The sequence below is a fragment of the Pontibacter sp. HJ8 genome (genome assembly GCF_054824225.1).
The window spans coordinates 1-623 of the sequence record NZ_JSYF01000649.1; the positions used below are offsets into that span (position 1 = coordinate 1).

A 623-nucleotide genomic window follows, 5' to 3' on the forward strand; every position below is an offset into this window, starting at 1 on the left:
GTATGTCTGCTATACCTGCCCGCTATACCTACTCGTACAGAAAGCCCCCCTTCGAAGGGGCAGTTGGATCCGGTAGAGGTATAGGTATATAGCAACTGATCAAACTGCATAGCAAGCAGCTTTCTAGCCCAATCAGAAGAGATTTCCCGACCTGAGCACATACAATTCAACATGAAAAGTAGTGTATAGTCTTAGAACAAAGACACGCTTACGGAAAAGCAACCCCTACATACCCTATCCAGGAAAAACATATTCCTATCCGGATATCATACTTTATTGCTAATTTGCGCTGTAGAAGTTATACCTCTGCTACCTTTGCTCCTGACTTGTTCTATGTATAAATACAGCGCTTTTGCCCGGGCCACTTTGTTTTGCTTTTTCATACTCTCAGGCTTCTGGGCATCTGCTCAGTCTTTTCGCGATACATTCAGGGCTCCGAATGCATTCTATGCAGAATTAGGCGGAAACGGGGATGTTTATTCCCTGAACTATGACCGCATCTTTTACCAGAAATCGATGGTGAAAGCTGCCTTCCGGATAGGGTTGTCCAGTAACCTGTTTTTCCTGGATGATGAGGTAGGATTCTACCCGATTATACCAGTAGAGTTCATGGGCATGATGGG

1 pseudogene is annotated in these 623 nt (G+C 44.8%); it reads left to right on the forward strand.

The window, feature by feature from the left end:
* Positions 1-333 precede the first annotated feature (333 nt).
* Positions 334-623: pseudogene (locus tag OB13_RS20595) on the forward strand (hypothetical protein); the annotation flags it as partial.